General features: G+C 55.9%; 27 protein-coding genes and 1 pseudogene. 13 read left to right on the top strand and 15 right to left on the bottom strand.

Going from position 1 to position 26,847, the window contains the following annotated elements:
• Positions 1–3: 3 nt before the first annotated feature.
• Positions 4–936, bottom strand: a complete 933-nt coding sequence (locus ABJD00_RS09310; RefSeq protein WP_413834281.1) for a glycosyl transferase family 90 — start codon at positions 934–936, stop codon at positions 4–6.
• Complete coding sequence (locus ABJD00_RS09305) at positions 933–1,349, bottom strand: lipopolysaccharide kinase InaA family protein (protein WP_413854474.1); 417 nt, start codon at positions 1,347–1,349, stop codon at positions 933–935. Before ABJD00_RS09305 ends, ABJD00_RS09310 begins: the two co-directional genes overlap by 4 nt.
• On the opposite strand from ABJD00_RS09305, the gene ABJD00_RS09300 reads away from it, so the two are divergent.
• Positions 1,306–2,139 (top strand): glycosyltransferase N-terminal domain-containing protein, encoded by an 834-nt coding sequence (locus ABJD00_RS09300; protein WP_413834278.1) that lies wholly within the window; start codon positions 1,306–1,308, stop codon positions 2,137–2,139. The genes ABJD00_RS09305 and ABJD00_RS09300 overlap by 44 nt on opposite strands.
• 226 nt (positions 2,140–2,365) lie before the next feature.
• On the opposite strand, the gene ABJD00_RS09295 is transcribed toward ABJD00_RS09300, so the two are convergent.
• The gene (locus ABJD00_RS09295; protein ID WP_413834275.1) at positions 2,366–4,555 is read right to left on the bottom strand and encodes a protein kinase domain-containing protein; all 2,190 of its coding nucleotides are present in this window, start codon (positions 4,553–4,555) and stop codon (positions 2,366–2,368) included.
• A gap of 53 nt (positions 4,556–4,608) precedes the next feature.
• Positions 4,609–5,169, bottom strand: coding sequence for an OmpA family protein (locus ABJD00_RS09290; RefSeq protein WP_413834273.1), 561 nt, complete (start codon positions 5,167–5,169; stop codon positions 4,609–4,611).
• Between the two features lie 592 nt (positions 5,170–5,761).
• On the opposite strand from ABJD00_RS09290, the gene ABJD00_RS09285 reads away from it, so the two are divergent.
• On the top strand, positions 5,762–5,986 hold the full coding sequence (locus tag ABJD00_RS09285) for a hypothetical protein (protein WP_413834270.1): 225 nt from the start codon (positions 5,762–5,764) through the stop codon (positions 5,984–5,986).
• On the opposite strand, the gene fliP is transcribed toward ABJD00_RS09285, so the two are convergent.
• The 4 genes from fliP to ABJD00_RS09265 are packed head-to-tail and all read right to left on the bottom strand — an operon-like array spanning position 5,970 to position 7,851.
• Complete coding sequence (gene fliP, locus ABJD00_RS09280; protein WP_413834268.1) at positions 5,970–6,665, bottom strand: flagellar type III secretion system pore protein FliP; 696 nt, start codon at positions 6,663–6,665, stop codon at positions 5,970–5,972. The genes ABJD00_RS09285 and fliP overlap by 17 nt on opposite strands.
• Positions 6,666–6,699: 34 nt before the next feature.
• Entirely contained in the window at positions 6,700–6,993 is a 294-nt protein-coding gene (locus ABJD00_RS09275; protein WP_413834265.1) for a FliM/FliN family flagellar motor switch protein, read from the bottom strand.
• Positions 6,986–7,585: a hypothetical protein gene (locus ABJD00_RS09270; RefSeq protein WP_413849795.1), complete on the bottom strand. Its 600-nt coding sequence runs from the start codon at positions 7,583–7,585 to the stop codon at positions 6,986–6,988. Before ABJD00_RS09270 ends, ABJD00_RS09275 begins: the two co-directional genes overlap by 8 nt.
• On the bottom strand, positions 7,585–7,851 hold the full coding sequence (locus tag ABJD00_RS09265; RefSeq protein ID WP_413849793.1) for a hypothetical protein: 267 nt from the start codon (positions 7,849–7,851) through the stop codon (positions 7,585–7,587). The genes ABJD00_RS09270 and ABJD00_RS09265 overlap by 1 nt, the downstream gene beginning before the upstream one ends.
• Positions 7,852–7,961: 110 nt before the next feature.
• On the opposite strand from ABJD00_RS09265, the gene ABJD00_RS09260 reads away from it, so the two are divergent.
• From ABJD00_RS09260 to ABJD00_RS09240, 5 genes are all read left to right on the top strand, one after another.
• Complete coding sequence (locus ABJD00_RS09260) at positions 7,962–8,621, top strand: flagellar hook capping FlgD N-terminal domain-containing protein (RefSeq protein WP_413834259.1); 660 nt, start codon at positions 7,962–7,964, stop codon at positions 8,619–8,621.
• Positions 8,622–8,978: 357 nt separating this feature from the next.
• The gene (locus ABJD00_RS09255) at positions 8,979–9,647 is read left to right on the top strand and encodes a cupin domain-containing protein (RefSeq protein ID WP_413834256.1); all 669 of its coding nucleotides are present in this window, start codon (positions 8,979–8,981) and stop codon (positions 9,645–9,647) included.
• Positions 9,648–9,650: 3 nt separating this feature from the next.
• Positions 9,651–10,334, top strand: a complete 684-nt coding sequence (locus tag ABJD00_RS09250) for an SDR family NAD(P)-dependent oxidoreductase (RefSeq protein WP_413834253.1) — start codon at positions 9,651–9,653, stop codon at positions 10,332–10,334.
• Between the two features lies 1 nt (position 10,335).
• Positions 10,336–11,424, top strand: coding sequence for a flavin monoamine oxidase family protein (locus tag ABJD00_RS09245; RefSeq protein ID WP_413834250.1), 1,089 nt, complete (start codon positions 10,336–10,338; stop codon positions 11,422–11,424).
• Positions 11,425–11,427: 3 nt separating this feature from the next.
• Positions 11,428–11,961 (top strand): TetR/AcrR family transcriptional regulator, encoded by a 534-nt coding sequence (locus ABJD00_RS09240; protein WP_413834247.1) that lies wholly within the window; start codon positions 11,428–11,430, stop codon positions 11,959–11,961.
• On the opposite strand, the gene ABJD00_RS09235 is transcribed toward ABJD00_RS09240, so the two are convergent.
• From ABJD00_RS09235 to ABJD00_RS09215, 5 genes are all read right to left on the bottom strand, one after another.
• On the bottom strand, positions 11,958–13,274 hold the full coding sequence (locus ABJD00_RS09235) for an NAD(P)/FAD-dependent oxidoreductase (protein ID WP_413834244.1): 1,317 nt from the start codon (positions 13,272–13,274) through the stop codon (positions 11,958–11,960). The two genes, ABJD00_RS09240 and ABJD00_RS09235, sit on opposite strands and share 4 nt — an antisense overlap.
• The gene (locus tag ABJD00_RS09230; protein WP_413834373.1) at positions 13,271–14,089 is read right to left on the bottom strand and encodes an ABC transporter permease subunit; all 819 of its coding nucleotides are present in this window, start codon (positions 14,087–14,089) and stop codon (positions 13,271–13,273) included. Before ABJD00_RS09230 ends, ABJD00_RS09235 begins: the two co-directional genes overlap by 4 nt.
• Positions 14,086–14,961 (bottom strand): ABC transporter permease subunit, encoded by an 876-nt coding sequence (locus ABJD00_RS09225; RefSeq protein ID WP_413834241.1) that lies wholly within the window; start codon positions 14,959–14,961, stop codon positions 14,086–14,088. Before ABJD00_RS09225 ends, ABJD00_RS09230 begins: the two co-directional genes overlap by 4 nt.
• Complete coding sequence (locus tag ABJD00_RS09220; RefSeq protein WP_413834238.1) at positions 14,958–16,280, bottom strand: ABC transporter ATP-binding protein; 1,323 nt, start codon at positions 16,278–16,280, stop codon at positions 14,958–14,960. Before ABJD00_RS09220 ends, ABJD00_RS09225 begins: the two co-directional genes overlap by 4 nt.
• 62 nt (positions 16,281–16,342) lie before the next feature.
• Positions 16,343–17,425 (bottom strand): polyamine ABC transporter substrate-binding protein, encoded by a 1,083-nt coding sequence (locus ABJD00_RS09215; protein ID WP_413834235.1) that lies wholly within the window; start codon positions 17,423–17,425, stop codon positions 16,343–16,345.
• 146 nt (positions 17,426–17,571) lie between these two features.
• Between ABJD00_RS09215 and ABJD00_RS09210 the strand changes: the two genes are divergently transcribed.
• The 6 genes and pseudogenes from ABJD00_RS09210 to ABJD00_RS09185 form a co-directional block, all read left to right on the top strand.
• Positions 17,572–18,969: an aspartate aminotransferase family protein gene (locus ABJD00_RS09210; protein ID WP_413834232.1), complete on the top strand. Its 1,398-nt coding sequence runs from the start codon at positions 17,572–17,574 to the stop codon at positions 18,967–18,969.
• Between the two features lie 284 nt (positions 18,970–19,253).
• Complete coding sequence (locus ABJD00_RS09205) at positions 19,254–20,354, top strand: ABC transporter ATP-binding protein (RefSeq protein WP_413834229.1); 1,101 nt, start codon at positions 19,254–19,256, stop codon at positions 20,352–20,354.
• 80 nt (positions 20,355–20,434) lie between these two features.
• A complete protein-coding gene (locus tag ABJD00_RS09200; RefSeq protein ID WP_413834226.1) occupies positions 20,435–21,544 on the top strand; it encodes an extracellular solute-binding protein in 1,110 nt (369 codons plus the stop codon).
• A 95-nt stretch (positions 21,545–21,639) separates the two neighbouring features.
• Positions 21,640–21,927, top strand: coding sequence for a DUF1330 domain-containing protein (locus ABJD00_RS09195; RefSeq protein WP_413834223.1), 288 nt, complete (start codon positions 21,640–21,642; stop codon positions 21,925–21,927).
• 3 nt (positions 21,928–21,930) lie between these two features.
• On the top strand, positions 21,931–23,568 hold the full coding sequence (locus ABJD00_RS09190; RefSeq protein WP_413834220.1) for an ABC transporter permease: 1,638 nt from the start codon (positions 21,931–21,933) through the stop codon (positions 23,566–23,568).
• A gap of 11 nt (positions 23,569–23,579) precedes the next feature.
• Positions 23,580–24,458: pseudogene (locus ABJD00_RS09185) on the top strand (ABC transporter permease); the annotation flags it as partial.
• Positions 24,459–24,701: 243 nt separating this feature from the next.
• Here ABJD00_RS09185 and ABJD00_RS09180 read toward each other — a convergent pair.
• Both ABJD00_RS09180 and ABJD00_RS09175 read right to left on the bottom strand, forming a co-directional pair.
• Positions 24,702–26,057 carry a lytic murein transglycosylase gene (locus tag ABJD00_RS09180; RefSeq protein WP_413834217.1) on the bottom strand — a complete coding sequence of 452 codons (1,356 nt, stop codon included), beginning with the start codon at positions 26,055–26,057 and terminating at the stop codon, positions 24,702–24,704.
• Between the two features lie 67 nt (positions 26,058–26,124).
• Positions 26,125–26,844, bottom strand: coding sequence for a helix-turn-helix transcriptional regulator (locus ABJD00_RS09175; RefSeq protein WP_413834214.1), 720 nt, complete (start codon positions 26,842–26,844; stop codon positions 26,125–26,127).
• Positions 26,845–26,847: the final 3 nt, after the last annotated feature.

Genomic DNA, 26,847 nt, shown 5'->3' with positions numbered 1-26,847 from the left:
CCTCTACTGGATTTGATCCTCAAGCTGGCCGGACAGCGCAAAATATTTGGCCAGCACTTTGGCGGCGATAATGCGTTCTTTTTCGGGGTTCGAGAAAAGCGCGATCCATTTGTGCGCATTGGAAATGATTTCTTCGGCCTCATCTGGGTGCGCGCTGTAATGCGCGACTTTGTCCTCCAGATCGCTAAGATCGTCCAAGAGTTGCACAAAGTGTTTGCCCGGCTCAAGCCGCCCCTCCATGAACCATGTCTCAAAGCGTGGGCGCGGGGACATCACCAACATATTCGACGCCATACCCCATTTGAGGTTGGTCGCCACATCATGACCTTCGAGCGAGACAAAGAACTTGAATAGCATCTGCTCGGCATGGCTCAGCGGCGCTTTGGGCAGCAACCCATCCACCTCCTGGCTTGAATGTCCAATATCGAAAACCGGGTGGTGATAATAGGCGCGGACTAGCGCCCGGCGCTGTGCATTCAGCGGCGTGCCGCGCCAAACTGCCGATGCTTTTTTGTCGCGAAATGGAACCGGATCATCCGACCATTTAAAATGACGCAGCTTGTCCAGCTTAAGCAGAACCGAATGGGCGTTTTGCGCGCCGATGGGCCGGGATTTGACCACGGACGGGGTCTGGGGCACTTCTCTGATATCGCCGAACAGATAGTTGAGACGCCTGTCCGGGCCAAAGCCGCGGCTAGTCTCCTCCAGATCCAGATAATAGCGGCTGCGATCCCGCGAAACATCCCCGATGCGAGTTGCGCCGCTGGCGTCAAACGAGTCCGTCAGTTTGTTGTAATAAGCGACACGCCACGCAATTTCATCGCAGTCCGGGTGGACGTCCGCGCGTCGCAAAATTCGCACCCGCTGCCAATTGGCAAGGCGAAACGGAACAAGCTGCCGGGCCAACCCACGGGCATAGAACATCGCCGCGTTCATTTCCGCGCGCCTTTTTGGTACCCGTCAGAAAATGCTGTCCGATCTGCCGGGCTCCAGTGCAAAGCGCCTTGCCCGTCATCTTCGCAAAGCGATCGGTGCAGGCGTTCCAAGTTCCGTTGCATCCAGGCGCCCAACGGCCGGCGGGCGCACTTGTCGAAATCTTTCAGCCATACTGCGCCAACGCCTTCCAGCGGGATGCTCCGGCGGTTCAGGTCTGAATGACATATACCGGTGTGGTGCATTTTGGGCACGGTCCGGGCAGCGACGACCTTTGCCACGAGCGGCCCGTGCGTGCGCATCCAAGATGTCAGCTCAAATTCTCGCATCAAACGCGCCGCCTCAAACCGCCACCCGGCAAACAGGCCGCGGATGACATGCCGCATCAACCCGCGGCGCAGATGGGGCCACAGCACCACCTCTCAGCTGTCTAGGCACACGAAATGCGCCTCCCCGCACCCCGCTGCGCTGCCCATTTATGGCCTTGCTGTGCCAACCACAGTGATCAGACACACGCGGATCAACCGGCGTCAGAGGCTCAGGATCGCACCGGATCAACGAGCCTGCACACCGTGGGTCCTCATAGTTTGCCATGCTGAGTGCTGTAGCCCTTCTTCAAACATGTTGAAACTATGCGAGCGGGCCGTAAGGGACAAGGCTTCACGGACACGCTTTTGTCTTGCGCGCCAGGGTGGCATACCGAGGCATGCAACCGCGAAAGAGCGCTCAACTGACAGACCGGGCCGAAACCGACCGGGCCCCCTGCCCGAGCAGATCCGCGTTTGGTGTCTGGCGACGTTTGCGTGGCCTATCTCATCCGGTGGATTTGAAAATCAGCAAGGGCGCATGGGCTGTGTGCCCGAGCGGTTTTCAGAGCGATTGGGCCTAGCGTCGCAAGCCAACACTGACGCTGTCATCTGGATTCATGTCGCGAGCCTTGGTGAGGTGACCAAGATCGGCCCATTGGCGCGACTACATCCGGGCCGGCCGGACCGTGCTGGTGACCACCAACCAAGCGGGCGCGGATTGGGTCGCGTGCGAGTTACCGGGCGCCCTGCACCAATTTGCACAGCTTGTTATCGCAAAGTCGGTTCGGCGGTTTTCGTCCGCGCGGGGCCTGTCGGTGGCGATCTATGTCGAGGGCGATTTTGGCCCCCCGGCGAAAGGCCGCTTTGCGGGTCCAACGTACCCCGGTGGCGCTACTGAATGCGAGCCACTCGCGCGCACGTGCTCGTCTGCGCGCGGTATTTTCGGCGTCGCTTGGCAGTTTTGCGCTGATCACCTGCCGATCGGATGCCCTCGCGCGCAGCCTGAATGCGCTAGGGACGTATCCATGTGCTGCCGGATTTGCGGATATCGGCGGCCCAACTACCATGCGCTCGGCCCGCATTGGATGAGATGGCCGCACAGATCGGCGCGCCGGAGCGGTTGTTCACTCTCTAGCAGTAGTCAAAATGCGGCTGTCCAATGAATTGATCGACCCAAGTCTCTGCGCCAACGCATTGGCGTAGCCGCCAGCAGATTCAGTTGTCGGACGCAGGCCATCGAAGATTTGTTGACCCGAGTGGATTACAAGAACCTTGGTCTTTCCCAATGACGTATCATCCACGACGAAGGCCAGTTTGCTGCCATCCTGACTGTCTGCAGCACTGTGCGCCACCCGCACGCGGATCTCGCCTTCGCGCCCAGCGCGCAGTGTTTTGACGCTGTTGTCCGCGGCGAAAAGGTTGGGCAAGAGATGGTAAACATTTCCTGAAACGTCCAAGGCAGAGACAAACAAATACCCATCTGACATCTGTGAAGGGATGACGATTTCGATAACCGGGTTTTGCCCCACAAAGAAGTCACCAGTGCTGTTGATGGTATTGTCGCTGCCATCTCTGAAATCGATGCGAACGCCCCCACCTGAAACGTTTGGCAGTACGCTGTCGATCAGGCAAAGCGTCGGGTTCAGAACTTCGACATCAAGCATCAGGCTGCGATCACCAATCGCCCGCACCAACCTGTCTGACAACACCTCGAGGGTGTTACGACTGTCCACGCGCCCGACCACCATCACTTGGCTGCCATTTGGATACCCTGCTGGTGGGGCACTCACCACGTTCAGATCACCACAGTTCTGATAGGTGGCGAGAATTGGAAACAGGGCTTGGGCACTCAGAATCCGCGGGCCCAGGTCAATGCTGGCGCTCAGTTCAAATGCACCCTTCATTTCGTTCCGGGTCAGAGCCGTCCTCAGTGCCTGTCGTTCGGCCGAATCATACGTGAGACCGGTAATCTGAACGCGGTTTGCATCCGCACGTATGCGAAACTCGGGAAGGTGGTCCACAGCGTCAATGAGGCGCAGGATATCGGCGCTCCACGTTTCGGGGATTTCACCACTTGCAAGGGTAAGTTCCGTGGTTCCCTGTTGTCCGGCGATCAATGCGGTCAACGCATCGCGCGCTGCTTCTGACGGCATGTTCCCAGTCGCTTTGGGATTGTTGTTTTCCGAGCGCGAGACTTCCAAACTGTAGGGATCCGCGATCGGATAACGGGGTCCCATTACAGCGTCTAGAGCACCAGACAGAAATGCACCTGCACCGATGGCACCGACGGCAAGAACCGCAAGGATCGGCACCAGTGGTCCCCGCTTTTTTTCGGGTTTAGGAGACACAGCTGGCGCAATGGTTTCGCTGACAACAGGGGACGCCTCAACAAGTGTCGCCGCTTCTGACATGGCCGGTTCGTCTGCCGCACGAGGCACCACTACTGTGCGATCGTCGTCGTCAAAATCCTCTCCCGTTGCATATCCATTTTGCAGCGCGTCAAGCTGGTCAAGAACAGCTTGAGCTGTTGCAAGACGATGATCCCGATCCGGGCTGGTCATACGATCAATCAGCGTCTTGAGCGGATCCGGTACACCTTGGGTGTCCAGTGGCTTCGCCTTGATGTTGACGACGTCCATCAGATTGTTGCCGATATTTGGCTTGACACCACGGAACGTGGCCAACAACAGCGCGCCCAAAGCATAGATATCCGCGCGGGCATCGGTTTGCCCGTGCAGCTGTTCAGGTGCAGCGTAGGCAAACTTGCCTGCAAACTCATTTCCTACAATCGTTTCTGCACCGGGATTGGTGTCCTTTGCAATCCCGAAGTCGATAATGACCGCCTCTTCAGGCTTGCCGTCGCGCAAGATGATGTTGTCAGGCGACAGGTCACGATGGACAATATTTTTCGCGTGTGCGGCGACCAACCCTTCGGTAACCCGGCGACAAACGGTTAGCACGTCTTCAGCAGACATGCCCCCATCCTTGACCTTGCGATCCAGACCGGGGCCATCAACGTAATCCATCACCAGATACACATGCCCGTCGTCGGTGCGCTGGTTGTCATAGTAACGCACAATCGCATCGTGACGGATTTCGCGCATCGCCTCTTCGCGCGTCATCAGGTTGAGGAAGTCTTCGTTACGCGAGAACTCGGCGCGCAACGCTTTGACTGCTACGATCCGACCTGAAATCTCGCTTACGGCGCGAAACACCTCGGATGTGCCGCCCACGCCCAGCACTTTGTCGATCCGATAAGTGTTGTTCAGCACATCCCCGATTTGGAAGATGCCGAGGTTGTCTTTAGAACTCACATTTGGCCCTCGCCCCAGTTCGCAGAATTCATAAGGCCGAGTCCTTTGAACCCCTAGCCGAGCGCCTGAAATTCAACCCGCCGGTTGACGTCACTCAACGGATCATTCGGGTCAAACAAGGAGCTTTCACCGACACCCAGTGCCTCCATCCGATCAGCCGGATAGCCACAATCAGAGGTCAGGAACCTTTTTACTTCTTCCGCGCGTAGCTTAGACAGGCGCTCATTGTACTCGGCAGATCCGGACGCATCAGTATGACCCAATATACGGATTTTCTGAACGTCAGCAGCTTTCAAAGCATCGCACAGCATGGTCAACTTTGGCTTTTCATCTTCGCGCAAAGCGGCGGAGTCAAAGTCAAAGGACACGTTGATGTTCACCTGTTCATCCTTTGGGATGATTGTAGTGATATTCTCTGTTTCCGCGGTCGGTGTAGCGGCGGGTGTTTCATCCGTTTGAGGAGCTGCGATCACCAAGCCGCGGGTTTTCTGTTTTTTAAAGTTCTCTGTCATTTCTTCGACAGACGGCGTCGAAGTGTCTTGTGACATCACCGGGGCACCGAAACTGATCATCACGACCGCAGCTGTGACCAGCGCTGTATTGAGACCTTTCATTATGGTAATTCCTTCATAAAATCGTATGAGCAACCTTCCGAAACCTTACAGTACTGCATCAGCGATGCCAAATTCTTTACAGTGAAATCTTTGGCCAGAAAATTTTCTCTGGTTGCCTGCAGAGCAAGTTTGACTTGCCCCGCAGAAGTGTCAAAAGTCAGGCCTTGGAGGCAGAACTTGCACCGCCCGGCAAAGTAAACTGCACCTAAATCCAGACATTTTGTGAAAACATAACAGCGCTTTATAATAATCACTCGCCGAATTTCACATTAAATGTCGCACAGTAGAAACCAAACTGTGCGAACCCGCATTGCAAAGACACAGTGCTTAGGGTCTTGGCCATTTCTTTGATCTCCACCCGCGACAAACTCATCACAGTAGGCGGTGAATAGCCGATGCTTGGCCGTGACCCGAACCAAGCTTGTTGAAACGCTCGGTTCCCGTTTCATTTCGTCCAGCAAAGGTTGGCTGTTCTGCGTAGCTGACGGCAAGAAGACAGTTTCAATTTGTTGCCTACCAGCGCTCCAGCATTTTGTTGCAGCGACACCTGCTAAGTGCCTACCATTTTACTGCATTGTTTTAGGATTTCATCATGATGCGATTGAACTATCAAATTTTAGACGTCGTTGTTTTTCTATTCGGTTGCACGAATGCTGCCTTGGCAGAAACGCGGGCAGCGTTTCTCGTCGGCAACGGGTCGTACGAAAACTCAAGTAACCTAAAAAACCCAGTGGCAGACGAACAGCTAATCGCCAAAGTCCTCGGCGACCTCGATTCTGTTATCTCAGGCACTCAACCCGCTAAAAATAACTTCTGACAAGGCTTCCAGCAATCAGGCTCCAACCGTCTGCAACGACGAAAAATGCCAGCTTGAACGGGAGTGAAACAATGGCCGGTGGAACCATCATCATCCCCATACTCATCAAAACAGCCGCTGCCACCAGATCAATGATCAAGAAAGGTAGAAAGATCAAAAAACCGATCTGAAAGGCCCGCGAAATCTCGGACAGTAAAAAACTTGGAATGAGAACAGAAAGAGGAGCGTCTGCGTCCAGATCAATACCTTGAGTATCGGGTCGTAAGTCAGCCATCGCGCCAAACGTGACCGGGTCCAAGCGGGCCGTCATAAACGCGCGAAAAGGTTCCAAAGTGCGCACGAACGCCGCTTCGGGATCTATCTCATCATTTGTCAGAGGTTGCAGACCTTGGGTCCACGCTTCGGTAAACACCGGCTCCATGACGAAATATGTTAAAAACAATGCCAGGCTGACGATCAACATGTTCGGAGGAGACTGCTGCAATCCGATCGCCTGCCTCAGAATTGAAAGGACCGTAACCAGAAACGGAAAACAGGTCACCATAATAGCGAGCCCTGGCGCGAGGCTGAGAACAGTAACAAGTGCGATCAACTGCAGCGTTCTCGCGCTTATCGATCCCTCATCACCAAAAGATATAGCTATGTCCTGCGCGAATGCCGCATTGGGCACGCACCACATTAGCAGAACAAGGCAAAGTCTGGCTCGCACGGCGTCAGATACCCGGACCCAGATCGATAATCTCCGTCAACCGGACAACCAATTGGCCCTCGTCGCCGTCTTCCGCCTCTTCGAGAGGCCCTCGGGCAATGAGTTTGTCTCCGACAAAAAGGTCCACAGGATCAACAATCCGTTTGTCCAAGGTCAAAACTGCGTTGGATCCCAACATGACCAGATCGCGCACAAAGGGTCGCGCCCGCCCAACCGACACCGTGATTTCGATGGGGACGGCAGTAAACGGATTGTGCGTGTCAGACGCTAAAGTTTGTGTGTCGGGCAAGTCAGCCATCGTTCACCTCTGTTTGTTGTGTTTCGAAAAAGCTGCCAACGGCGGATGCAATCTCCGCAACGGTCTTATCGAGATCCATGTCAATCTCTTTTGACCCCAGACGCAGGCAAGCCTGATTAGGAGACAGCATTGGATCGACGATAACCCTGAAGGACTCTGACAACTCGCTATTCAGGACGTCATGCACCGTTGCCTCGCGTCCCGACGAAACAACGATTTCAATCGACCGGTCCAATGCATCCTGAGTAGTGGCCTTGATCTGGTCGCATATGTGAGCACCCAAACTGGCCCGTGCTGTCAAAGGCAAAACAGTATCAACAACTTCGCTCATAATTGCCTGCACGGCAGTTTGCAGCGAGTCGCGCAATTCCTGATATTCGAAAGACGCTGACTTGAGGCTCGCTGCCAAACCCTCAGAGACGTGCGAAGATGTTTCGGCTTGTGCTTTGAGCGCTTCTTCCCAGCCCGCTTGAAAACCACTTTCAAATGAATGCAGTTTCAGGTCTTCGATCTCCTCTGCAGACATGGACTTATTGCCTGCGTTTGCTGGTTTGAGAGTTCCGAAATCCTGAAAGAGATTGCTCGTCGACATCATGCTCTCTCTTCGCTGTCTTCAAGCCAGGTTCTCAAAATCTCTACGGTTTCGTCCTGACGCTCGCCAATCATCGCGCGCAGTCGGTCTACCGGATCGGAGTCGATTGCGCTGGAAGTGTCGGAAACGGGTGCAAAATTCGTTGCAGGAATATCGGTGAACTGGCCAAGTCTTTTTCTGATCTTGGGTACGAAGATATCTCCTTTTCGTTTGAGCATAATGACCAGATGGCTGATGATGCTCTCGAGCAGTCGGGCGATGCACATAACAGTGCATCAGACGACCCAGATGTGCCGAGTGCACCAACAATTCCAGTAATTCCAAGATCCCAACTGGCGATTGCGCCGGACGGGGTAGACATGAGGCTTTGACAAACATGGATATTCTCCCCGCAGCAACGACTGCGGCTTCTGCCGCACCAGCCAGCAGCACAAACAGTGCCGTGCTGAGTTCTGATTTCGAAGTCTTCCTGCAGATGTTGACTGCACAGGCTGAATATCAGGATCCGCTGGAGCCGATTGATAACTCCGAATACGCCGCGCAACTTGCCCAGTTTTCGATGGTTGAACAGCAGGTCACCACGAATGACCTCATACAGCAGATGCTGTCCGCTCTTGGTGCAAATGATATGGTAAGTGCCGCCAATTGGATCGGAATGGAAGCTTTGGTACAGGGTCCCGCTCAGTTTGACGGATCCCCAGTCACCATTGCACCCAATCCACCAATCACCGCCGATGAAGTCACTCTGATCGTGACGAACGCTCAAGGAACAGAAGTGCAACGACAGGCGATGCCACTTGGGGCGGCACCTTTTGAGTGGAACGGACGCACCGTCGATGGATTGATGTTGGACCCTGGGAAGTACAGCTTTGAGATTGAAAGCAAATCAAACGGCGAGATTTTTGTTGTTGATCCGGCCATGGTCTATTCCCGAGTGACCGAAGCGCGTGTTGACAGTGGGGAAACCCTTTTGGCTCTCGACAGCGGTTACTTGATTGCTGCGACTAACGTACTCGGTCTGCGCGAGCCGGTCTGAAGCGATTCAGGCTGAGATCAAAGCAAGCTTTTGCTTTTGAGCAATACGAACTTGAGTACTGGTGCTCCCATTAGTTGCGCCACTCGAACTCTCCAAAACAAATTTTCGCAAACACTCCTGCGTGAAGAAACTATCCGCCGGCTCAAGAGGTTGTCGTGTAACAGTAGGCTGAAACGCGAAGCACTGAGAATTACCGGAAGCGCAGACGCTTATGACCATAAGTGGGGCTGCACAGAATCTTGACAATTTGCCTACCTAATGATAGATAGATTCCTAGCTTGATGAATATCGCTATGATCATTGTAGATCAATCACGCCAGTACGATCTGTCACACTTGAGAAAAAGGACCTTTTGATATGGAACTGAATGCTGACTTTTCTGAACGCGTTGTTGTCCATTCGGATGCGCTCGAGTGGCAAGCCTCACCCATGAAAGGCGTTGACCGGCGGATGCTTGACCGGATTGGAGGCGAGGTGGCCCGCGCCACTACTATTGTCCGCTATGCACCGGACAGTCATTTTTCCGCGCATACTCATTCTGGTGGCGAAGAGTTTATCGTGCTGGACGGAGTGTTTCAGGATGAACATGGCGACTATCCCGCAGGCACCTACGTGCGCAACCCGCCCACTACGAAACACACGCCCGGCTCTAAACCGGGCTGCACAATCTTCGTCAAATTGTGGCAGTTCGACATGGATGACCGCAACCAGTTCCGCAAGAACATGGCGGACGAATTGGGCGCAAAAGTCGATGGAGTTTCCAGCGCGATCTTGCACAAAGATGAACGTGAAACAGTCTCGTTTCATCACCTAGATGCGGGTGCCTCTTTGGATGTGACGACCGCGGGCGGGATTGAAGTGCTGATGATTGCGGGCAGCATGTCCAACAAAACCGATACGCTACGAAAAGGATCATGGTTGCGCATACCAGAAGGCCAGAGCTTGACCGCAATTGCAGGCGAAGATGGTACGAAGGTGTGGATGAAAACGGGGCACCTGCCCTTCGCACAGCCACCGGTGGTATGAACAATGGCTGCTGAAAGACCGCTTGTTATTGTAGCCGGTGCTGGGGCAGGCCTTGGTCAGTCCCTGCTTTCCCGCTTTGCAGAAGGTGGCTACCGGGCTGTGGGTCTTGGCCGAACCCGACCAGAGAAAACGGTTGGTGACTTTCACACTCTCGATCTGTCCGATCCGGATCAGGTGCCAGATTGTCTCACCAATATTTTGCGTGACGCAGGGCCGCCCCAAGTTGTGGTCCACAATGTCGCTGAACTTGTGATCTCTTCCTTTTCCGACACGTCCCTCACAGACTACCAACGCACGTGGGCCTCCATGGTTCAAAGTGCGGTGTTATTGGCTCAATCCACACTGCACCCGATGGTGCAAAACGGAGGAGGCACCTTCATAGTTTCAGGCGCAACCGCGTCTTTGCGCGGCGGTGCCCGGTTTTCGGCATTCGCAAGCGCCAAATTTGCCTTGCGGGGTCTGACGCAATCGCTGGCACGTGAATTCCAGCCACAAGGCGTCCACGTCGCCCATGCCATCCTCGATGGGATCATCGACACGCCCCGCTCGCGCGATCTGCACAGTCTGGATCCCACGAAAATGATGCAACCGCTCGATATCGCCGAGGCCTATTGGACCCTTGCGCACCAAGCAAAGTCCACATGGACGCATGAACTGGACCTGCGACCAGCGACAGAAGGGTTCTGAGGTGGAAACAGACGTGCTGATCATAGGTGGCGGGCTGGCCGGACTGGCCCTCGCCGACGCGCTTCAACGGGCAGGAACAGATTTCCTGTTGCTGGAAGCACGCGATCGTTTTGGGGGTCGGATCAAGACCGAGGTGGTCGATGAGGGGCACTACGACATGGGTCCCGCATGGTTCTGGCCCGGCCAACCCCGCATCGCACATTTGATCACCCGCCTCGGCCTACGCCGGTTTGACCAGCACTATGAAGGCATCCTGAGTTTTGAGGACGAGTCAGGTCGCGTTGAACGTGGCCGGGGATACGCATCAATGCAGGGGTCATGGCGGCTGGATGGCGGCCTGCAACAGTTGATCACAGGCTTGGCGGCAATGCTGCCCGAACACCGCAAACGGTTGAACACAAAGGTGATGCGGCTTGAACACTCTGCCAACGGCGTCACCGCAATGCTGAACGATGGAACGGAAGTCTATGCGCACCGCATAGCGCTCGCGATCCCGCCACGCTTGGCCGCACAGTCCATTGAATTTGCACCTGCGCTAAAGACAGAGGCGATGCAGGCAATGTCCGCCACTCCAACCTGGATGGCTGGCCAGGCCAAGGCACTTGCCGTTTATGAAAAACCTTTTTGGCGCGCAGAGGGTCTTTCCGGAGATGCGATGAGCCGTCATGGGCCTATGGTCGAAATCCATGATGCGTCACCTGCGTCCAGCCCGGGCGGCGCTCTTTTCGGGTTCATCGGTGTGCCGCCCGATCAACGGCAGAACAAAGAAGCCTTACGCGCACATATTCTGGCGCAACTTGTACGGTTGTTTGGTCCAGCCGCCGCTGAGCCTATCGAACTCCTGGTCAAAGACTGGGCATTCGACCCGCATACGGCCACCCAACAAGACCGCCAACCTTTGTTCAGCCACCCAGCTTACGGGCTTCCATCTTCACTCCAAAATCTGTGGGAAAGGCAGATCGTTTTTGCAGGTACCGAAGTCGCATGCCAATTTGGCGGATATCTGGAGGGCGCTTTGGAAGCCGCTGAGGCCGCGGCATCCACTCTGAACTCTGACCATTTTCAGCTGGTTGATAGCGCAAGGAGATAGGACGTGCCGAAGGACCGAAACGAGCAGATACTCGATTTTGCTGAGCGCGAAATTAGAAAGAACGGTTTTGACGGCGTCAGCTTCCGCGACATCGCCGATGCCATTGGCGTCAAAAGCGCATCAGTCCATTACCATTTTCCGACCAAGGCACATCTGGGCGCAGAAGTGACACGCCGGTATGCAAACCGCTTTATCGAGGCACTTGGATCAGCAAGTGACCCATCTGAAACGTCTTCTGACCGCATGCGGCGTCTTGCAGATGGGTACATTGAGGCATACAAACAGGATACATCCACATGCCTTTGTGCCGTCCTCGGGTCAGTGGTGAACCACCTGCCAGACGAAACATCAAAGGAAGTTCGGGCCTACTATGTGCAGCTACAGGATTGGGTCCGTGCCTCTCTCGCCCAATCCGACACGACCCTGACGCCAAACGTAGTAATCGGAGCTTTTCAAGGGGCTATGGTTCTGGCCTTGTCCACCAATGATGTTGCGCCCTTGATCGAAGCCAACAATCACATTGTTTCGCTTGCCTAAAAGATGTCGTCCAAATGATAGGCCGCGTAAAGCGGCGGCATGATAGAGCGCCGCAAAGACCCAAACGGGAACTTTTGTGCAGGCTTGCTCATTACGGCCGGATAAAGGTCTGGGATTTGATCGAGGGCGAGTTGGGCGAGGGTTTTCCCAGTAAATGTCCCCATCGCAACACCGTTTCCATGGTAGGCAAAACCCGCCAGCACATTAGATGCACCCGGCACCGCACCGGCAAACGGGACTAAATCACGGGCAATACAGACCATGCCAGACCAAGCGTGCGAAATTTCAACGCTCGCCCAGGCTGGAAACATTTTGCGAAAATCCTGGATCACGCGAGCCTGTGCACGCCCCTCGGCCGTCTTGGACGAAAAGATCCCACCGCGCATCCCGAACAGGAAACGATTGTCAGGCATTAGCCGAAAGTAGTGCAGCAAATGCCGGCTGTCATAGGCCATTTGGGTGCTTGTCCATCCTTGAGCAGACAGTTCATCTGGCGTCAGCGGTCGCGTGACGATCACCGTGGATTGCGTCGGCATGTATCGCCCTGCCATCCAATACGGAGTATCCTCACTGGAATATCCGTTTGTGGCGACGACAACGCGATCCGAAAAGACGCGCCCAGCGGCGGTTGAAACACCCGCTTCGTTGATGTTCGTCACGGCGCTCTGATCAAAAAACTGCACCCCAAGATCGGTCGCAGCAGCATAAAGCCCGGCTACAAATTTGCGTGGGTTAAGCGCAAAGCCAATCGGCACCGTCATCGCGCCATGAAACGGCCCTGCCATTCCTACGGCGCCCAATTGAGCGTCGGTCAGAATCTCCGGCGAAACGCCATAGTTCTCTTCTACCGTCACGGCGGCGCGCTCAAAACCACGTGCATCCTTTGGACGGTGTGCCAGACAGGTTTCGCCGGTCGAATGCCGATCAACATCAAGGTTCAATTCTGTGATCAGTTGGTCAACAAGCTCCACGGCTGCTTTCTCGGCAAGCCTCCATTCCAGACGACCTGGACGCCCGACCCTCTTGTCCAGCGTCGCATCAGATGCCTTTCCGCCGCCCAGACAGCAAAATCCGCCATTGCGCCCCGAAGCGCCCCAACCAACCGCATTTGCCTCTAGCACCACGACGGAAGCACCGGACCGCGCAAGGTGATAAGCTGCAGAAAGACCCGTAAATCCCGCCCCGACGATCACCACATCACAGGTGACGTCACCCTGAAGACGGGGGTTTTGTCCAATCTCGACAGTTGTATCCCACCAGCAGCCCTGACGTGGGTCATCACTGTAAGCGAATTGGGAAAAGATACGCTTCATTGCGCGCGCGCTGCAGCCTGTTCGTCACGCTTTGCCCGAAGCGCCGATTGTTTGCTGGCGATAGAGGCGGCAATGACGCCCACGGTCACCAACCCGATCAGGATCGTGCTGAGCGCGTTAATCTCCGGACTGACCCCAAGGCGCACAGACGACCAGATCTTCATCGGCAATGTGGTGGCGGAGGGCCCAGAGGTGAAAGATGCAATGACCAGATCATCCAAACTGAGGGTGAAGGCCAGCAGCCAACCCGAGATCACCGCAGGCGCGATAATCGGCAAGGTGACCAACCGGAATGCCTCAAACGCCGATGCCCCAAGATCAAGGGCAGCCTCTTCCAGTGACTGATCGAACGTCATCAGTCTCGAAGATACGACAACAGACACAAAACACATCGAAAACGTGGTGTGCGCGAGAACGATGGTCAGCACGCCACGATCCATTCCGATGCCAATGAACAGCAACAAAAGCGACAGACCGGTGATGACTTCGGGCATGACAAGCGGCGCATAGATCATCCCTGAAAACAGCGTCCGTCCAAAAAACCGCCCGCCCCGCACCAGAACATAGGCCGCCATCGCGCCCAGAACGGTAGCGAGCGTTGATGAGAGAACGGCCACCTGCAGCGTCACCCAGGCCGCATCAAGAAAGGCGTCATTGGACAACAACTCGCCATACCATTTCGTTGAGAACCCGGCCCAGACTGTCACCAGTTTGGACGCATTGAAACTGTAGATCACGAGGATCAGCATCGGGAGGTACAGGAACACGAACCCAAGGGTCAGGGAAACGACATTGAAAGGGCTAAGCCGCATTATTTCTCAGCCTCCGCCTGCCGCTGTTCGTTGCGCTGGAACAGCACGATTGGAACGATCAGGATGAGAAGCAGAATCACGGCCACTGCCGATGCCACCGGCCAATCGCGGTTAGAGAAGAACTCTTCAAACAGAACCTTCCCAATCATCAGCGTTCCGGACCCACCCAGCAGAGATGGGATCACGAATTCGCCCAGCGCCGGGATAAAGACAAGAAAACACCCCGCGATAATGCCGTTCTTTGAGAGCGGCACCGTGACCAGCCAGAACGCCTTGATTCGTGAGCACCCAAGATCTTCGGCCGCCTCGATCAGCGACCCGTCCAATCTATCGAGCGCCGAATAGATCGGCAGGATCATAAACGGCAGATAGGTGTAAACGATCCCGATATAGACGGCCGTATTCGTGTTCAGGATCGTCAGAGGCGTTGAAATCACGCCGATCCAAAGCAGGAACTGGTTCAGAAATCCCTCACCAGACAGAATACCCACCCACGCATATACGCGGATCAGAAACGACGTCCAAAACGGCAAGATCACCAACATCAACAGCGTCGGACGCCACTGCTCGGGTGCGCGGGCCATGGCATAGGCCATCGGGTATCCGACGCACAGCGTAAGCAGCGTTGAGATAAACGCGATCTGCAGGGAGCTCAGATACGCCTTCCAGTAAAGGTCATCTTCGCTCAGGAACACGAAGTTCTCAAAATCGAGCCCCGTCAGCATGTTCCAGATGCCGTCCTTCGCCGTCGGCGTGTAGGGCGGAATGGCCAGCGCGATGTCTGACAGCGAAATCTTGAAGACAACAGCAAAAGGAATCAGAAACAGCGCCAAAAGCCAAACGTAAGGCACCGCTATGAGGAGCCTGCGTCTCACGTGCTGAGCACCACGCCTGCCGTGCCGGACCAGCTGACCCAGACCTCGTCTTCCCAGGTAATCTCGCGCCGCGACACCCGCCGAGTATTCGCAGTTTGAGCCTTGATCATCACCCCGCCTGCCAATTCCACATGGTAAGTGGACAGATTGCCAAGATAAGCAATGTCGATCACCTTCCCTTTCAGGGCATTCACTGCCCCGTCTGGCCGGGTTTTGGAAATGCCCACTTTTTCGGGACGCAGTGCGAGCGTCACTTGCGCGCCGTCAAGTCCGGCGTCCGCGTCTAAGGCAATTAATGGAGGCTGACCTTCAACCCAGACAATATCGATTCCACCTTCGGGTATGTCCTTGGACAAAACGGAAAGGGTGGCGTCGCTATTGTCCGGCGGAGGCAGTTGGCGTTGTATGTCAGTGCGCGTGCCAATCACCGGTGCCAGCACTTTGTCGTGAAGCCATACTCCAAGAGCGTTTGGGCTTGGTCCGCGCGGAGCACTTGACTGTACGGCCTCAGTATCTGGCACCTCAGGTGCTTGCGCCCGTGCACGCGCAGTCCCTTCAATCAGTGTCACATCCCCGATGAAGTCTGCGACGTAGGTCGAATTGGGTGCCTCATAAATGCGTTGGGGTGTAGCCACCTGCATCACACGGCCTTCGTCCATCACGGCCACGCGGCTGGCAACAGTCATCGCCTCTTCCTGATCATGGGTGACGATGACAAAAGTGGTCCCGGTCTTTTCCTGAATGTCCATCAACTCGAACTGCGTGGCCTCGCGCAGTTTAGCGTCCAGCGCACCCAAAGGTTCGTCGAGCAGCAACAGTTTGGGCGCCTTGGCCAGCGAACGGGCTAGGGCGACGCGTTGCCGCTGCCCACCAGAAATCTGATGCGGCTTGCGGCGTGCGAATTTCTCAAGCCGGGTCAGCTTCAGCATCTCTTCGACGCGGCTCGCGATCGCCGCTTTGTCACTGCTTTCGCGGCGCAAACCAAAGGCAATGTTGTCCCAAATCGAAAGATGCGGAAAAAGCGCATAGGACTGGAACATCATGTTCACGGCCCGCTTGTTGGGGGGGATCCCGGCGATGTCCTGCCCTGCCAATTCGATGGCACCGCTGGTTGGATTTTCAAAGCCCGCGAGCATCCGCATCATCGTCGTTTTGCCGCAGCCCGACGGGCCCAGCAGGGCAAAGAACTCCTGCTCAAAAATATCGAGGGTCAGATCATCAATGGCGGTGAAATCGCCGAACCGTTTGGTCACATTGCGAAAGCGGATCAGAGGCTTCTGTTCCGGGTCGTCCCAGGGGGCGAATACAGTCTCTGCCAAGGGAATGTCCGATCAAAAATTGAGATGGGCGCGAGGAGACCCCGCGCCCATTAAGTCAGGTTTTAGGTGCCCGATTTTACCTTGGTCCACATACGGGTGACTGTTCGCTGAACCTTGGCGGGATAAGGGGTTGTCGTATAGAGGTTCTCAAGCGTTGCTTCATCCGGGTAGATCGCCGGATCGCCGATTACATCCTCAACCAAAAACTCTTTGGAAGCCTCATTGCCGTTGGCGTAATAGACGTAGTTCGATGCCTGCGCCATGTTTTGTGCGTCCATGATAAAGTTCAGGAACACGTGCGCCGCTTCGGGGTTCGGAGCGTCAACAGGGATGGCCATCTGGTCAAACCACATCAGTGCACCCTCGCTTGGCGCATTATAGGCAATCTCCACTCCATTTTCGGCCTCGGCGGCGCGGTCACGTGCCTGCAGAATGTCACCAGACCATCCAAAGGCCACACAGATATCACCATTGGCCAGTGCGTTGATGTATTCCGAGCTGTGGAATTTGGTCACATAGGGACGTACGCCCAGCAGGATTGGTTCTGCTTTTGCGATGACGTCTGGATCATGGCTGTCGGGATCTTCGCCGATGAACTTTAGCGCAGCCGGGATCATCTCAGTCGGCGCATCGAGGAAGTGCACACCACAAGCTTGCAGCTTTTCCATGTTTTCCGGGTTAAAGACGAGTTCAAGCGAACCCATCGGCGCATCCTCACCAAGAATTTCCTGCACCTTGCCGACATTTACGCCGATGCCCGTGGTCCCCCACATGTAGTTGATCGAATATGCGTTGTCGGGGTCGTATTGCGCCGTACGCGCCTCGACGACGTCCCACAGGTTCTCAGCGTTTGGCAGCTTGCTTGCGTCCAGTTTCTGAAACGCACCCGCGCTAATCTGACGCTGAAGGAATGTGCCCGAAGGCACCACCACATCATAGCCCGAGGACCCCGCCAGCATTTTGGTTTCCAGCACTTCATTGCTGTCAAACACGTCATAGATCAGGTCGATCCCGGTCTCTTCCTCGAACTTTGTCAGCAAGTCTTCGTCGATATAGTCCGACCAGTTGTAAACACGTACTTCATCGGCCAACGCGGCACCCGCAAGGGCGACGACTGCCGTCGTGCTCAGCATAAGATTCTTCATTGTATACTCCCGTAAATCGCCCGTTTGCCGGGTCAGTCGTTATGAAAACAAGTTTTATCAGACTCGTCCAGCGCGATTGCACATGCTGCATTGACGGCGCGGGTGATGCCCATATTGTCTGCACATCTTTTCAGCCAGAGGTTTCCATGCCCGCCATCACCAATCACCTGCCCACCGCCGAACTTCAGGCGCTGGATGCCGCGCATCATATGCACCCATTCACCGCCAACACCGAATTGGCCGAAACAGGAACCAAGGTGATCACGCGAGCGGATGGCGTGTACCTGCACGACAGCGACGGCAACAAAATTCTGGACGGCATGGCCGGCCTTTGGTGTGTAAATATCGGCTATGGGCGCACCGAACTGGCCGATGCCGCCGCCCGTCAGATGCGCGAGCTGCCGTACTACAACACGTTCTTCAAAACCACGCACGTCCCCGCCATCGCGCTGGCCAAGAAGATCGCGGAACTCGCCCCCGGCGATCTGAACCACGTGTTCTTTGCCGGGTCGGGGTCCGAGGCGAACGATACGAATATCCGTATGGTGCGCCACTACTGGGCGCTCAAAGGCAAACCAACCAAGTCGATCATCATCAGTCGCAAGAACGCTTATCACGGCTCATCTGTGGGCTCGGGCAGTCTGGGCGGGATGGCCCCGATGCACGCGCAAGGCGGATTGCCGATCCCTGACATTCTTCACATCAACCAACCCAACTGGTGGGCCGAAGGCGGCGATATGGACCGCGACGCCTTTGGACTGGCCCGGGCTCAAGAGCTGGAAGAGGCGATCCTTGCACACGGCGAAGACCGCATCGCCGCCTTTATAGCGGAACCAATCCAAGGGGCAGGCGGCGTCATCGTTCCGCCCGACACCTATTGGCCCGAAATCCAACGCATCTGCGACAAGTACGAGATTCTGTTGATTGCCGATGAAGTCATCTGTGGCTTTGGTCGCACCGGGAACTGGTTTGGGACCCAAACGCTGGGAATCAAACCCCATATCATGACAATCGCAAAGGGCCTAAGCTCGGGTTACCAGCCCATAGGCGGATCAGTCGTTTGCGACGAAGTGGCAGAGGTGATCGGATCGGACGAGTTCAATCACGGCTACACTTATTCCGGTCACCCTGTGGCAAGTGCAGTTGCGTTGGAAAACCTGCGCATCCTCGAAGAGGAAGATGTCGTGGGGCATGTGAAAAATGTGGCCGCCCCCGCGCTTGCCGAGACGTGGCACGGCCTGTCCGATCATCCACTGGTCGGGGAAACGACGCTTGTCGGCATGATGGCCTCGCTTGCGCTAACGCCGCACAAGGAAAGCCGCGCCAAATTCGCGATGGACGCCGGAACCGCCGGATTCATGTGCCGCGAACGGTCTTTTGCCAACAATCTAATCATGCGACATGTCTATGACCGCATGGTCGTGTCGCCGCCTCTGGTCATGACCCCAGAAGAGATTTCCGAACTGGGGCGTCTCGCGCGGAAGGCACTGGACGAGTGTTACGCACAGTTGAAAGAACATGACATGCTCAAAGCTGCCGACTGACCTGCGTTAAACGGCGTAGATCAGCGCATGTCATCGCTGCCCGTAGCATCGACAAACACTTCTAATATTCGGACAAATCGACTGCTGCTTTGCCGATTCCCATTCATTTTCTCGCTCTGGATGACAGCACACTTGCCCAAAAATCCGAATTTTTGCAGTGAAATCGACCAGAATGACCTGACTTGGATCATTTTCGGTGCTTGCTGGTTGCAAGATGGGACCTGTCCGGATTTACATGTGGCAACAAGTGGGTAACCACGAAGGCAATAACGGGGAGCCAATTATTGGCCGATACTGCAACCGATCAGGCGTTCGTTGAATTCGAGCGCGTGCAGAAGAGTTACGATGGCGAGAACCTCGTCGTCAAAGACCTGAACCTTTCCATGCCCAAGGGCGAGTTCCTGACAATGCTTGGTCCTTCGGGGTCCGGCAAGACGACTTGTCTGATGATGCTAGCCGGTTTCGAAACTGCAACGCATGGCGATATTCGATTGGACGGCGTGTCGATCAACAACATCCCTCCGCACAAGCGCGGAATTGGCATGGTGTTTCAGAACTACGCTCTGTTTCCACATATGACGGTCGCCGAAAACCTCAGCTTCCCGCTTGAAGTGCGCAAGATCGGCAAGGACGAGCGCGAGAAAAAAGTGATGCGTGCTCTGGGTATGGTGCAGATGCAGGACTTTGCCGGGCGTCGCCCAGCGCAACTGTCCGGCGGTCAACAGCAGCGTATCGCGCTGGCGCGTGCGCTCGTGTTTGAGCCTGAGCTGGTTTTGATGGACGAACCTCTGGGCGCGCTTGACAAACAACTGCGCGAGACCTTGCAGTTCGAAATCACCCGCCTTGCTCATGATCTCGGGATCACCACAGTTTACGTCACGCATGACCAGACCGAAGCACTGACCATGTCTGATCGAGTTGCGGTATTTGATGACGGCCGAATCCAACAGCTCGCGCCGCCTGACACGCTGTACGAAGAGCCGCAGAACAGTTTTGTCGCGCAGTTCATCGGTGAGAATAACACCTTGATGGGTGTGATCGACGAGATAGCGGGAGAAACATGCGTTGTGCGCCTTGATGATGGCAGCCTGATTGATGCCAAACCCATCAATGTCAGTGAAAAAGGCCAGCGCACGCGCGTGTCCATCCGCCCTGAACGGGTCGAGATGGACAAGACAAGGCTGAATCCGGATGCGCACACGCTCAAAGCCGAGGTGCTCGAATTCATCTACATGGGTGATATTTTCCGGACGCGCCTGCGTGTTGCGGGTAGCGATGATTTCGTCATCAAAACACGCAACGCACCCGATCAGATCCGCCTGCAACCGGGCGCACAGATCGACATCGGCTGGATGCCAAACGATTGCCGGGCGCTCGACGCCTAAGCAAGGTAACAAGACCGGGGCGAAGCCCGACGTCTGGTCTTTCACACTCAACTACGGGCTTAAACAATGGGAGTAACATAATGAAACTCGCAAAGACCCTTATGGCAACGACGGCACTCACCGTCGCCTCGGGAACTGCATTTGCCGACGGCCACATGGCCAGCGACATGACACTCGTCAGCTGGGGCGGTGCATACCAAGCCAGCCAGCAAAACGCATACGTGGCACCTTACGTTGAAATGAACGCAGGCGTGACAGCTGTATGGGACGAAAGCTCGGCCGAAGCTGTGGCGAAACTGCGCGCTATGAACGAAGCGGGCAACGTCACATGGGACGTCGTTGACGTCGTCGCCGCTGACGCGATCCGCCTGTGCGACGAAGGCCTTGCGCTGGAAATCGACGCGGACGAACAACTGGCTGCCGCACCCGATGGCACATCTGCATCTGACGACTTTGGTGACCTCTTGGTCTCCGACTGCTTCATCCCGCAGATCGTTTATTCGACCACTTTCGGCTATCGCACCGACCTCGTTGGCGACACGCCTCCGACCGAAGTCTGCGCCGTGTTCGACACAGACGCTTATCCCGGCAAGCGTTCGCTGGAAAAACGTCCGATCAACAACATGGAATGGGCTCTGCTCTGTGATGGTGTTGCCAAAGAAGACGTCTATGACGTTCTGGCCACTTCAGAAGGCCAGGATCAGGCGCTTGCCAAGCTCGGCACCATCAAAGACGACGTGATCTGGTGGTCCGCTGGTGCGGATACGCCCCAACTGCTCGCCGATGGCGAAGTTGTCATGGGATCGACCTACAACGGTCGTCTGTTTGCTGCGATCGAAGAGCAAGACCAGCCTATTGGCATGCTTTGGGACGCGCAGGTGTTTGACCTCGACGGTTGGATTATCCCAACGGGTCTGAGCCCCGAGCGTGAAGCGCGCGCACTGGACTTCGTCAAGTTCGCGACAGACACACAGCGTCTTGCAGATCAGGCCAAGTACATCAGCTATGGCCCTGCGCGCCTGTCCTCGGCCCCACTGGTTGGTCAGCACGCGGAACTGGGTATCGATATGGCACCACACATGCCAACCGATCCTGAGAACGCAAAGAACACGTTCCTCTACAACTACGAGTTCTGGGCTGACTACCGTGACGACATCGACGCCAAATTCCAGGCGTGGCTGGCTCAATAAGTCTGTAGGGCAGAGGTAACCTCGCCCTACCGCAACAACCTATTGGCAAGGCGGTACGTTTATCGCCTTGCCACCCCAAAATACCGGAGACGACGATGCCCAAAGGTTACATCATCGGCCACATCACCGTGAACGATCCCGAGGCGTACAAAGAGTACATCGAAAGGGACACACCGATCTTGCTGGCTATGGGCGCTGTACCCATCGTGCGCGGTGGACAGGCACAAGTGATGGAAGGCGAGACGCAAAACCGGCACGTCGTATTCGAATTCCCGTCTTATGAGGCTGCACTGACCGCCTTTAATGACCCCGAATATCAGGAAGTGGCCAAAATCCGTCACAGCTCTGCGACCAGCACAATAATTGTGGTCGAGGGGGTTTAAGCCATGGCTGAAGTGATGCTTGCCGCTGATGGCACGCCCCTCAAGCGCAGCCTTGCCCGCGCGCTGAGGCGTCAAAAGATACGCGCATTGGGCCTGATCGCCCCGCTGTTACTTTTTGTGCTTATTACTTTCATAATCCCCATCGGGTCCATGCTGTTCCGTTCCGTCGAGAACGAGATCGTCAGCAACACACTTCCTTACACTGTCCAAGCCCTTTCCAGTTGGGATGCAGAGCAAGACGCGTTGCCTTCTGAAGACACCTTTCAGGCCATGTTCTTTGACATGTTCATCGCCGCCGAGGCCAAGCGGCACACCCGCCTTGGCACCCGCCTGAACTACGAAACCACGGGCCTGTCTTCGCTCTTTCGTCAATCCGGTCGGAAGCTAGATGATATTGCGGACGTCTCTTACGAACCGCTCGAAGATCTGGATAAGGCCTGGGACGATGGTGAGACCTGGTACGCGCTGATGAACGCGCGTGATGGCACCGATGAAAGACTTTTGACCGAACAACGTGGACGCGTAGCACGTCTGACCGACTCAGAAACGCTCGGCGACATAAATTTCGCTCCAGACGCCGAAGTGGCGGCGCTCCTGCCACTCGCGGCTCGGGAATACACCGCTTGGGCCATTTATGTCGCCACTCAAGATGGACGGGACCCCGCTGAGCGCGATCCGTGGGAGGCTGTTGCGCCTGCCCTTGCCCTCGACCTGCAGACGTCGGACCTGAGCGGATATGACGGCCCTGCCGCAGATATGCTACGTGCTGCCCAAGACGCCAATTTTCCTGTGCCCGAATTCACCGCCGCTTTCGCAGATATCGACGAAGACTGGGGTACAGCCGTTCCGTGGGAAACCATTAAGACCCACTCCGGCAAGTTTACGAGCGGCTATTTCCTCAACGCTGTGGACGCTCAGAAAACCGCTGATGGCATGGCATGGCAGCCCGAGAACAAACAAATTCTGATCACTCTGTTCGGGCGCACGATCTGGATGTCCATGCTTATCATGTGTTCATGCATCCTGCTCGGCTATCCAATCGCGTGGTTGCTCGCCAATCTGCCGATGCGGCAAGCAAACCTGTTGCTGATCCTCGTCCTGCTGCCGTTCTGGACGTCCCTTCTGGTGCGCACCTCCGCATGGAAGGTGATGCTGCAGCAACAAGGCGTGATAAACGACGTGCTGGTCTGGATCGGACTTGTGGCAGACGACAATCGATTGATCATTATCAACAACCAGTTCGGCACGATTGTATCGATGACGCATATCCTGCTGCCGTTCATGATCTTGCCGATGTATTCGGTGATGCAGACGATCCAACCAAGCTATCTGCGCGCCGCAAAATCGCTTGGGGCGACCAACTGGACAGCCTTCTGGCGGGTCTATTTCCCACAATCCATTCCGGGGATCGGAGCGGGGTCGATCCTCGTCTTCATTCTGGCCATTGGGTACTACATCACGCCTGAAATCGTGGGCGGGACCAAGGGCGTCTTTATCTCGAACCGGATCGCCTACCACATCTCATCATCGCTGAACTGGGGACTGGCAGCCGCCTTGGGCACCATCCTTCTGGTGGCGGTGCTGATCCTCTACTGGGCTTATGACAAGATCGTAGGCATCGACAACGTGAAGCTGGGGTAAGAAACATGGGCCTTCCACCATATGCCACGCTGGGTCAGCGGATCTGGTACTACAGCTTTCGGGTGATCTGCGGGCTGATCTTCTTCTTCCTGATCGCGCCCATCGTCGTGGTCATGCCGCTTTCGTTTAATGCGCAGGACTTCTTTACCTTTACGCCTGAAATGCTGCGACTGGACCCGGAAGGCTACTCGCTCAAACACTACGAAGACTTCTTCACCAATCCGCAATGGCAGTTGGCAATGAAGAATTCGCTGATCATCGCGCCTATCGCTACGATCATCTCTGTCAGCCTTGGTACCCTTGCCGCCATCGGGCTTTCGCAGTCCCATGTCCCTTTCAAAGGGACGATCATGGCGATCCTGATCTCACCGATGATCGTTCCTCTGATCATTTCGGCCACGGGCATGTTCTTTTTCTACTCATCCCTCGGGAACTGGATGGAAAACACGCTGGGTCTCGACAAAGGGTTCGTGGGCTATATCAAAGTTATCCTCGCCCACGCCGTCCTTGGCATCCCATTCGTGATCATCACCGTCACGGCCACGCTTGTAGGCTTTGACCGCTCCCTGACACGGGCTGCAGCCAACATGGGCGCAGGTCCCGTCACCACGTTCTTCCGCGTGCAAATGCCCCTTATCCTGCCCGGCGTCATCTCGGGCGGTCTCTTTGCATTCATCACATCCTTTGACGAGGTGGTCGTTGTGCTGTTCGTGGGGTCCGCCAGCCAAAAGACACTGCCATGGCAAATGTTCATCGGCCTGCGCGAGCAGATCAGCCCGACGATTCTGGCCGTCGCGACAATCCTCGTGGTAATTTCCATCCTCTTACTCACAACGGTTGAGCTGTTGCGCCGCCGTTCAGAGCGGCTACGGGGGATGAGCCCGGGGTAAGCCAGCCTGAATCCCTTCGTTGCGCTGGTCGTTGTCGTAATGATGACCGCAGCGCCGGACTGTTATCCCAACCTGGGTTTGTGCAATTTGGCCATCTGTCGAGACGTATGCTTGGCGGCGGACGTGTCTCCGGTGCCAATAGCGGCAGGCATTCACTAGGCTCAATCTGGCCCTAGACCTTCGAGTTAATTGATCAAAGCGGCACCCGGCCGAGGATGAAGTTCAATGTTTGAAAGTCAAAGGCTAGCGCAACCGTTGCAGCAGTTCGAGAGAAGCATAGCCGTCCGGTGTCATGCCTTGCGCGCGCTGAAATCCACGTACCGCTTCAAGCGTCTTGGGCCCAATCCTGCCATCGACACCTTGGGTATCAAAGCCAGCGGTACTCAAACGCTGCTGCATCTCCTGGCGTTCGGCGAAGGTGAGCGCGCGATCACTGCGTGGCCAACCTGCCTTGAACTCTGATCCGCCTACGATGCGATCACTCAGATGCCCGACACCGATCACATAAGCATCCGCCGCGTTGTACCGCTCAATCACACCAAAGTTGTCAAATATCATCAGCGCAACGCCCTGACTGCCCGCTGGCAACAGGATCGACGCTTGCCCATGGTTCGAAACTGCCTTTCCGTCCATACCCACGACCCCCATCCTCGCCCAGCGGGCCGGTGTCCGGGTGACCGTGCGAATAGCCAGCGCGTAATCGAAATTGCGCGGCAGTTTGACTTCGACACCCCAGGGTTGGCCTTTTACCCACCCAAATTTCGACAGATACGCAGCGGTTGAGGCGAGTGCGTCGGTCGGATCATCCGACCAGATGTCACGCTTGCCGTCGCCAGTGAAGTCCACCGCATAGTCGAGATATGAGGTCGGAATAAACTGCGTATGCCCCATAGCCCCAGCCCATGATCCCGTCATCTCACGCGGGCTGGTATCGCCACTTTGCAGAATCCTGAGGGCAGCAATCAGTTGCTGCTCAAAGAACTCTCCACGGCGACCATCATAGGCCAGTGTGGCGAGGCTTTGGATCACATCACTTTGGCCACGGAATGTCCCGTAATTGCTTTCCAGTCCCCAGACGGCAACAACGACTTCCTTATCGACGCCATAACGGGCCTCGATGGCCTCGAGCACGCGGCGATGTTTACGCAGCGCTGCGCGGCCGTTTTCGACCCGCGTGCTCGATGCAGCACTGTCCAGATATTCCCATATCGTCTTGCTAAATTCAGATTGGTTGCGGTCGCGTTTGATCACGTCCGGGTCATAGTGCACACCCCGGAAAGCACCATCAAACACGTCGCCACGAATGCCCTGAGCCTGCGCGCGGGCGCGCAGGCCGACACGCCAATCCTGAAACCCAACGTCTTTGGCCGAAGGCGCGACTAAGGGCGGCGCCTTTTCTGAAACCGCCGATGGCCGCAACTTGGGGCGCGAAACGGACGGACCTGGGACGACAAGAATTGTAAGCGAAGCGGCCCTGGTCACCTCGTCGCCTCTAGGGCGCACCTCAGGTCTCAGCGACCCGCTGAGGCTTTGTGCCAACGCCGATTGCGTGATCAAAAGGGCGCCAACAATGGCCCCAAAGGTGACTGCCCACCGCATTTTTGCCTCATACTCGCTTTTTCGCGTTTCTGTTATTGTATCGAAAATAGCGCTGTCGCGAAAGGCTTCAATCTGTGCCTGTGCGGTCCCTTGCCCGCCGATCGTCCTCGGCACGCAGATGCGCAAGGTGATCACGCAGCAGAGATACACGATGCGGGCGAAAACTGTCTTGGGTGACAGACAGGTCGTCCATCCGATCGAGGCGAAAAATCCTGAAATCCTGCCGTAGGTGGCACCACGCAAGTAGCACATTGGTTTCGTCGAAATAGACGATGCCCAGCGGTTTGACCGCCCGTTCCGTCGCAACTCCGTTGGCATCGCGATACGCAAAGCGCACGCTCACCTCGTCCCAAGCGGCTTGCCGTAGGGCCGCGACATCTATGCGCGGCTCTAGACGCTGTCTGTAACGGCGCGCGTCCAGCACAGCATGCTGCAATCGATGGGCCTGTTTCGGGGGCACACGTGCTTGGATCTTGGCTAGTGCCGAGCTTGCTGCTTTTGCCAAAGTAGGGTCTGCAATCGCCGCAACATCCCGCAACCCAAGCACAAGTGCCTCAAGCTCATCATCCTCAAATCCAAGCGGCGGCAGGGTCGCATCTTCGATCAGGGTGAAGCCAAACCCAGCCTCGCCATCAATTACCGCGCCAAGGCCGCGCAATTCGTCGATGTCGCGATAGATCGTGCGCAGCGACACGTCCATTTCATATGCCAGCGACTGCGCCGTAATAGGTGGCGTCAGGCGGCGCAGGGTTTGCATCAATTGGAACAGGCGATGGGTACGGGTCATGAC

It is taken from the genome of Tateyamaria sp. (genome assembly GCF_039945315.1).
Classification (GTDB): Bacteria; Pseudomonadota; Alphaproteobacteria; order Rhodobacterales; family Rhodobacteraceae; genus Tateyamaria.
This window is presented reverse-complemented; position numbering and strand designations above follow the sequence as displayed.

Bases quoted from the DNA above. Each gene is read 5' to 3' on its own strand.
- ABJD00_RS09275 (WP_413834265.1), bottom strand. From the start codon at position 6,993: ATGGCTGACTTGCCCGACACACAAACTTTAGCGTCTGACACGCACAAT.
- ABJD00_RS09195 (WP_413834223.1), top strand. From the start codon at position 21,640: ATGCCCAAAGGTTACATCATCGGCCACATCACCGTGAACGATCCCGAG.
- ABJD00_RS09270 (WP_413849795.1), bottom strand. From the start codon at position 7,585: ATGTCGACGAGCAATCTCTTTCAGGATTTCGGAACTCTCAAACCAGCA.
- ABJD00_RS09215 (WP_413834235.1), bottom strand. From the start codon at position 17,425: ATGAAGAATCTTATGCTGAGCACGACGGCAGTCGTCGCCCTTGCGGGT.
- ABJD00_RS09250 (WP_413834253.1), top strand. From the start codon at position 9,651: ATGGCTGCTGAAAGACCGCTTGTTATTGTAGCCGGTGCTGGGGCAGGC.
- ABJD00_RS09255 (WP_413834256.1), top strand. From the start codon at position 8,979: ATGGAACTGAATGCTGACTTTTCTGAACGCGTTGTTGTCCATTCGGAT.
- ABJD00_RS09175 (WP_413834214.1), bottom strand. From the start codon at position 26,844: ATGACCCGTACCCATCGCCTGTTCCAATTGATGCAAACCCTGCGCCGC.
- ABJD00_RS09235 (WP_413834244.1), bottom strand. From the start codon at position 13,274: ATGAAGCGTATCTTTTCCCAATTCGCTTACAGTGATGACCCACGTCAG.
- ABJD00_RS09310 (WP_413834281.1), bottom strand. From the start codon at position 936: ATGAACGCGGCGATGTTCTATGCCCGTGGGTTGGCCCGGCAGCTTGTT.
- ABJD00_RS09285 (WP_413834270.1), top strand. From the start codon at position 5,762: ATGATGCGATTGAACTATCAAATTTTAGACGTCGTTGTTTTTCTATTC.
- ABJD00_RS09210 (WP_413834232.1), top strand. From the start codon at position 17,572: ATGCCCGCCATCACCAATCACCTGCCCACCGCCGAACTTCAGGCGCTG.
- ABJD00_RS09265 (WP_413849793.1), bottom strand. From the start codon at position 7,851: ATGTGCATCGCCCGACTGCTCGAGAGCATCATCAGCCATCTGGTCATT.
- ABJD00_RS09260 (WP_413834259.1), top strand. From the start codon at position 7,962: ATGGATATTCTCCCCGCAGCAACGACTGCGGCTTCTGCCGCACCAGCC.
- fliP (WP_413834268.1), bottom strand. From the start codon at position 6,665: ATGTGGTGCGTGCCCAATGCGGCATTCGCGCAGGACATAGCTATATCT.
- ABJD00_RS09290 (WP_413834273.1), bottom strand. From the start codon at position 5,169: ATGAAAGGTCTCAATACAGCGCTGGTCACAGCTGCGGTCGTGATGATC.
- ABJD00_RS09190 (WP_413834220.1), top strand. From the start codon at position 21,931: ATGGCTGAAGTGATGCTTGCCGCTGATGGCACGCCCCTCAAGCGCAGC.
- ABJD00_RS09300 (WP_413834278.1), top strand. From the start codon at position 1,306: ATGACATGCCGCATCAACCCGCGGCGCAGATGGGGCCACAGCACCACC.
- ABJD00_RS09180 (WP_413834217.1), bottom strand. From the start codon at position 26,057: ATGCGGTGGGCAGTCACCTTTGGGGCCATTGTTGGCGCCCTTTTGATC.
- ABJD00_RS09200 (WP_413834226.1), top strand. From the start codon at position 20,435: ATGAAACTCGCAAAGACCCTTATGGCAACGACGGCACTCACCGTCGCC.